The 5,941-nt window shown below is 48.8% G+C and carries 8 protein-coding genes and 1 pseudogene; 4 read left to right on the top strand and 5 right to left on the bottom strand.

Annotated features, from left to right (window positions below; genetic code table 11):
* Positions 1–997: 997 nt before the first annotated feature.
* The 3 genes from F9B91_RS11850 to F9B91_RS11840 all read right to left on the bottom strand — a co-directional run bounded on the left by F9B91_RS11850 (position 998) and on the right by F9B91_RS11840 (position 2,646).
* Positions 998–1,678 carry an IS1595 family transposase gene (locus F9B91_RS11850; protein WP_150923287.1) on the bottom strand — a complete coding sequence of 227 codons (681 nt, stop codon included), beginning with the start codon at positions 1,676–1,678 and terminating at the stop codon, positions 998–1,000.
* A gap of 95 nt (positions 1,679–1,773) precedes the next feature.
* Entirely contained in the window at positions 1,774–2,427 is a 654-nt protein-coding gene (locus tag F9B91_RS11845) for an IS1595 family transposase (protein ID WP_150923286.1), read from the bottom strand.
* 21 nt (positions 2,428–2,448) lie between these two features.
* A complete protein-coding gene (locus tag F9B91_RS11840; RefSeq protein WP_419991890.1) occupies positions 2,449–2,646 on the bottom strand; it encodes a POTRA domain-containing protein in 198 nt (65 codons plus the stop codon).
* On the opposite strand from F9B91_RS11840, the gene F9B91_RS11835 reads away from it, so the two are divergent.
* Positions 2,637–3,293 (top strand): tyrosine-type recombinase/integrase, encoded by a 657-nt coding sequence (locus tag F9B91_RS11835; RefSeq protein ID WP_150923284.1) that lies wholly within the window; start codon positions 2,637–2,639, stop codon positions 3,291–3,293. The genes F9B91_RS11840 and F9B91_RS11835 overlap by 10 nt on opposite strands.
* A gap of 291 nt (positions 3,294–3,584) precedes the next feature.
* Positions 3,585–3,776: a hypothetical protein gene (locus F9B91_RS11830; RefSeq protein WP_368730876.1), complete on the top strand. Its 192-nt coding sequence runs from the start codon at positions 3,585–3,587 to the stop codon at positions 3,774–3,776.
* A gap of 114 nt (positions 3,777–3,890) precedes the next feature.
* On the opposite strand, the gene F9B91_RS11825 is transcribed toward F9B91_RS11830, so the two are convergent.
* Together F9B91_RS11825 and F9B91_RS11820 are read right to left on the bottom strand one after the other, a co-directional pair.
* The gene (locus tag F9B91_RS11825) at positions 3,891–4,199 is read right to left on the bottom strand and encodes a calcium-binding protein (RefSeq protein ID WP_150923283.1); all 309 of its coding nucleotides are present in this window, start codon (positions 4,197–4,199) and stop codon (positions 3,891–3,893) included.
* Between the two features lie 108 nt (positions 4,200–4,307).
* Positions 4,308–4,463 (bottom strand): annotated as a pseudogene (locus tag F9B91_RS11820) (calcium-binding protein); the annotation flags it as partial.
* Positions 4,464–4,649: 186 nt separating this feature from the next.
* On the opposite strand from F9B91_RS11820, the gene F9B91_RS11815 reads away from it, so the two are divergent.
* A complete protein-coding gene (locus F9B91_RS11815; RefSeq protein ID WP_225306643.1) occupies positions 4,650–5,342 on the top strand; it encodes a DDE-type integrase/transposase/recombinase in 693 nt (230 codons plus the stop codon).
* An 84-nt stretch (positions 5,343–5,426) separates the two neighbouring features.
* Positions 5,427–5,941, top strand: a 515-nt coding sequence (locus tag F9B91_RS11810) for a type IIL restriction-modification enzyme MmeI (protein WP_225306640.1), incomplete at its 3' end; no start/stop codon positions are given.

Below are 5,941 nucleotides of genomic sequence, written 5' to 3'. Positions count from 1 at the left end.
AACAGCCGAAAACCTGTGTTTGGGTTTCGGCTGTCGAAGGAAAGGCTTTTTTGCAAAGGTCTCCCTTTGTTATTTAACCAGCAAGTTACTTTATAACGAAACTAACCAAATTTTGCATTATACACAAATCTGTTTGGCATTCATGCCCCATAAAAATGAGGTTCGGAAGCAAAATTATCGAAACCATTAGTAGATTTATAAGAGAAAATTAAAAAACTTAGATACGGAGGATTTTTAAAGGATTTTGAAGGGTTTGAATTTTTTAAATAGTTTATTCATTTATAAACAATATGATATTGCTGATAAGATTATGAGAGATAAAATCTCGTGATTTATCTAAATATGTAGAAAATGCCCTGCTAAAATGACTGCATGAAAACAACCAATACCAAATCCCACCCATTTCAAAAGACAAAAAAATAAACCCTTACTATTTTCTAGTAAGGGTTTATTGAAAATCTGGCACGCCCACGGGGAACCATATATTTATTTAGAATCAAAAAATTAAATTTAGAGCAATGTAAAATGCCGCACCACAAATCTTACGATACTCCCACAATCAGAACCAATCTGGCAAAATATAGCCAGATTTTCATACTTTTACAAGAAACAATGCTGATAGGCGACCTATGGCACAAAAATGCTACTATAAACTTTGGCTTGTAGAAACCAACCGTGTTGTTTAACTACAGTTGGGGAAAATAGGCCTGCAAGCCTCAAACAGCGTATCGCCGTTCAACGTGCTGCCTGCCGTTGATTAAACCTGTCTGAAAAAACTTCGCCCAACCGCCGGTCGGTTCATTTCGGCCAGTTTTTTATTCTCGGTTACCGAATATAATTTGAACCGCTGCCCCTCATCAGATTGCCCAGAGCCGGCAACTTGTTGCATCAAACCTGTTGGCAAATTTCAAAGGCGAGGCGCCAACCAAACTTCGAGCGCCCAGATTTTCCCCGATTTCACCGTGCTATATATACTTAGGGGCTTAGGAAGCAAAATTTATTTTAAAGGATTTTCACGCAACATTCTCAGCAGTATTTTGTATAAATCATTATGCCTGTGATTGAAGCGGAACTCGGTTTCTTTTAAATGCAGGTAAAACGTATGTTTCGGCACCCCGTTAAATTGCACCAGGCGATGCTTGGCGTAGCTCCAAAAAGATTCAATACCGTTAATATGCCGCGTACCGCGAACAAACTCATTGTCACCATGATGTACCCTGAAATGTTTGGCAAAACCCATATCAACCAATCCCTGATAACCGCGCCAACCGTCAGTATTGATGACACTCTCGATACCGACACGACCTCTAATGACCTTTTGCAGCGTTGCTTTGGAAACATCGGGAACAATCTCGGTATAAACCTTGTCCCCACGTTTCAAAATGCCGAAAACGATGGTTTTCCCACCCGCACCGCGCCCGCGTTTACCCCTGATACGTTTGGCACCGAAATAGGATTCGTCCAATTCTACAATGCCGTATAAAGGTGCCTGCCTCCCGCATTCGTCAGCCAAACGCCGACGTAATTTCAGGTACAGGCTGTTGACACTTCTGATGCTGACACCCGTCAGTTTTGCGGTATCGGAGGCAGTCAAATCCAAAGCAAACAGCCGCAGGAGCTGGCGAAATTTGGGCTCGGTAATTTTACTGAACTTTTGGTACTTGTTTTTTAAATTCATTTCAGAAGCTTATCACTATATTGAGTGATTTTGCTTCCTAAGCCCCCTACTTAATATGTGATATACATAAAAATAGGGGCTGTACTAGATTAGCCCTAGATTCTACACCAATCCCGCAAGATTTTTAGCTGCCGGGACGGTGTGCCGAAGTTAAACCGAAATTCGCATTCTTTCAAGAACAGCGGGAAAGATTTGCGATCGATTCCGTTGTATTTGCGCAAGACGCGTTTTGCCTGATTCCAAAAGTTCTCAATGCCGTTAATGTGGTTTTGACGGTCTGCAAATTCCTTGGAATGGTTGATGCGGTAATGGATGAAACCGCTCACGTCCAACTTGTCGTAGCTGCTCAGACTATCGGTATAAACAATACTGTCCGGCATGATTTTCTGTTTGATAACAGGCATCAAAGTATCGGACTTGGCATTATCTACGACCACGGTATAGCCCCGTCCGTTGCGTTTCAGAATGCCAAAGACAACCACTTTGCCTGCCGCACCGCGACCACGTCTGCCTTTACGCTGTCCGCCGAAATAGCTTTTGTCCAACTCGACAGAGCCATCGAAAACCTCATCGGCAGCCAAGGCCAAATGATGGCTGATGACCATACGGATTTTGCGGTAGAACAGGACTGCCGAATTGGGATGGATACCCAAAATATCGGCAGCGGAACGGGCGGTAACTTCCAGCACAAAAAAACGGAGCAGTTCTTTCTGTACTTTTTTCTTTAATTTGCAGTGTGTTATCTTCATATTTCGAGGGTAACATATCTGCTAATCTAGTACAGCCCCATTTTCTTTATTAGCCAATTCAACCCGTATACTGCTAATTTTCCCGGCAATTACCGTGAGTTCCAGCCTACCCGATTTTAAATCTTGCGGTGCGGCCAAAATACGTGTGGTGGTGTACCCCCTGCCGATTACGGCATTCTGTGCCAAGGTCATAATCCGGTTGATAGCTTGTGCGCCCAAACAATCTCCCGGTTGGAAGTTGCTTTGCCGCAAAGCCGCATCCAAAGCAAATTGAAACTTCTCGGCCGATTCGCCCACCAAGGAAACTTGCTGAAGCCCTAAGCAAGGTAGAAATCGGCGAGTTCGTCCGTCGCCTGAAGGCCTATAACGGCAGCCGTACTGTTGTTATTGCCATTTGGTTACTACTCTACACCGCATCCCGCACTATCGAAATACGACGTGCCGAATGGACTGACTTTCAACTTGATGAAGGCTTGTGGACAATCCCTGCTAACAAAATGAAAAAACGCCGCCCCCACACCGTACCACTATCACGACAGGCCTGCGCTTTATTGCGCGAGCTGCACACCATTTCTGGTAACGGCAGACTACTCTTTCCCAACAGTCGCCGTCCGGCAGAAATGATGAGCGCCACCACCATCAATCGTGCACTCGAATATATGGGTGTACAGTTCAGTGGTCACGACTTCCGTGCTACCGCTGCTACGCGCCTGTTTGAAATGGACTATCCAAAAGAACATATCGACGCCCAACTTGCCCATGCTCCCGACAACAGTACAGACGCCGCTTACTATCACGCCAAATTTATCCGTCAGCGACAAGAAATGATGCAGACATGGGCAGATTTTGTGGACAGCATAGGTTAATTTAAATTCCTATGGAACACTCCATACAGCAGTCGTGGGAAATCTCCCTAGCTTTTTAACTAAACCATTCTCCTATGGACTGAACGTAAATTAGCCCCTTCTTTTAATCGCCCAACATCCAATCATGCTTAAAGTCCAAAGAGGCTACCTGAAAATTCCAGGTAGCCTCTTTTCAGCTTCTCATTTCCGATATAACGAATCATCCAAAGTGGCAGCGTTGTCGGTAATCCGCGCATCCTGATTTTTGACGAGGCAACCAGTGCGTTGGACTACGAATCCGAACGCGCCATCATGCAGAACATGCAGGCCATCTGCCGCAACCGCACCGTATTGATCATCGCCCACCGTCTCTCCACCGTGCGTCATTGCCACCGCATCATCGCCATGGACCAGGGGCAGATTGTAGAAACAGGCAGCCATGCCGAGCTGCTGGAGAAAGAGAGCGGCTATTACCGCTATCTGTATCAGCTGCAGAATGGTTGACGGGATGCGGACAAACGGAAAGGCTACCTGAAAAACCGCTAAATCGGTTTTTCAGGTAGCCTTTTTGCAATCCGATACGCTTACCTATTTCGGAGCAGCAAACCGGGTTACAGCTTACAGCGGCGCTGCGACCAGCATCGGATTAGTCTGAATGCCGGCTGCCGCCGCGGTTGCACTGCCACCGGCACTGCCCTCACCGAACGCAGCCATGGCATTGATCAGCCCGTTGGCGCTGTTGGCGGCCAATTGGGTAATCTGACCGTTGGTCAGCGCATGGTCGTCAAACACGAAGTTTTCCACCTGATGTTGGCTGCCGGAGAAGAAGCTGTTAATGCGTACCGCATCGCCATCATGGTAGCCGGACAGCACCAGATCGCTGCCCGAGCGGCGCAATTGGGTTTCGGCCAACTTGATGCCGCTCATTCGGACGGTATCGCTGCCGGAATCGGAGGCGTAGTCGGATACGGTGTCTGAGCCGTGGCCTTTGGTAAAGAGGTAGGTGTCGGAGCCAAAGCCTCCATATAATGAATCGTCGCCTCCACCACCAACTAAGACATCATCACCAGCATCACCGTATAGAGTATCGTTGCTGGTGCCGCCGTCCAGTCGATCATTTCCATCGTTACCATTGAGGAAATCATTACCCTCCCCACCCAGCAGGGTGTCGTTACCAGCATTACCAAACAGAACGTCGTTACCTTCTCCGCCATCTAGTATGTCGCTGCCGGCAGCACCTTACAGATAATCCTCGCCGGCCAGCCCGTTCAGACTGTTGCCGGTGTCGTAGGCATAGAGTTTGTCATTTCCTTCCGTCGCTTGCTCCTGTAGAAACCAGTAGCGTTGTTTACAGTATTTCCAGGAGAATACTGAAACATGAACATGCACAAAAACACCCGTCTCACCCCGCACCACCGCCAAGCCATTTGGCTGGCCTACACGCAGGAAAAGGAAAGCGTCACCTCCCTGGCACGCCGCTACCAAGTCAGCCGCGTCACCATTTACCGCGCACTTAAAGCCGCAAGAGGCAGACTGCTCAAACCCCAAACCAGTACCAACAACCGTTTCAAACAGGCAAAGTACGGAATGAAACGCCTGGCCAAGGTAGAACGCGGCATTCAGGAAAAACTCAAAAGGCAGGCCAAACGCTACAATAAATCCTACCCCGGAGAGCTGGTACATCTCGATACCAAACGGCTGCCGCTGCTCAAAGGGCAGAAAGTCACCGATAAGCGGGATTACCTGTTTGTCGCCATCGACGATTTCTCAAGGGAGCTATACACCGCCATTTTGCCGGACAAAACCGCAAGCAGCGCGGCCAAGTTCCTAACGGAACAAGTCATCGAACCCTGCCCCTATTTGATCGAGTGCGTGTATTCGGACGGCCGGCGCGTTGGCGTGCGCAGCACGCTGGACGAGCTGCAGGCACTGCAGGCGCGCGCCGATGCCGAACAAAAACTGGCCGAAGTGCGCTACGGGCAGATTATGGCTTATCTGCAGCTGTTGGACGGTGCGGGGGAGTTGGGCAGGGAGGAGCAGTGGCGGAGGTTACGGGAGAGGTTGTATTGAGTGGGAAGAACATGGCTGCAATTTGGTATTCAGTAAATACTGCTATAATTCCATACCATCTTTCAGCTAATACCATCCTGATTCATGAACGCCGTAGAAATCGAACAAGCCGTCTCCGAGCTTTTTGCCACCCCCTTTGCCGCCGCCGAATTCCCCTACCAATTTCTTGAAGCCTTCGGCAACAAAGCTACCACCATCAAACGCCTGAAAAGCGGCGACACCAACAAATCCGACTGCGGCGGCGTATTGCAGACCAAAAACATCCACATTCTCACCGCCGCAGAAGGCGACACCCCCGCCGCCCTGCAAACGCTCAAAGACAGCCCCGCCACCGAGCGCGCCAAAGCCCGCTTTGTGCTCGCCACCGACGGCAGCCAAATCGAAGCCGAAGACCTCATCACAGGCGAACACATCTCCTGCACCTATACCGATTTCCCCGACCACTTCGGCTTTTTTCTCGCGCTGGCAGGCATCTCCACCGTCCAACAAATCCGCGACAGCGCCTTCGACATCCGCGCCACCTCGCGGCTCAACTGCCTGAGACCTTTGCAAAATTCCCCAAAATCCCCTAAATTCCCACCAAGACATTTAGGGGATTT

Origin of the sequence: Streptococcus mitis (genome assembly GCF_008763935.1) — a bacterium.
GTDB lineage: Bacteria > Bacillota > Bacilli > Lactobacillales > Streptococcaceae > Streptococcus > Streptococcus mitis_DB.
Note: the sequence above shows the minus strand (reverse complement) of the source record. Positions and strands in the feature narration are given on the sequence as shown.